1 protein-coding gene is annotated in these 256 nt (G+C 44.9%); it reads left to right on the top strand.

Annotated features, from left to right (window positions below):
* A partial coding sequence (locus SB773_RS33075; protein WP_486304325.1) for a type 2 periplasmic-binding domain-containing protein occupies positions 1-256 on the top strand: 256 nt, incomplete at both ends.

Raw genomic sequence — 256 nt, 5'->3', positions numbered from 1 at the left:
GGATAGCAGCATCAATGGCATTAAAGACCTGAAAAAAGGAATGAAGGTCGTGACAGCCAAAGGCTCTACTTCCGCTAAAAACATTCGTGCGAGTGCACCGGATGCAGAAATTCTTGAATTCGAAAACTACGCAGAAGCCTTCACAGCGCTAAAAGCTGGTCAAGGTGATGCGCTCACTACAGATAACGCTCTCTTGTACGGAATGGCAAAACAAGATCCGAACTACCGTGTAACAGAAGAAACCTTTACAGAAGAA

The sequence above is a fragment of the Bacillus sp. SIMBA_074 genome (assembly GCF_046534555.1).
In the GTDB taxonomy this organism is placed as follows: domain Bacteria; phylum Bacillota; class Bacilli; order Bacillales; family Bacillaceae_G; genus Bacillus_A; species Bacillus_A mycoides.
This window is presented reverse-complemented; position numbering and strand designations above follow the sequence as displayed.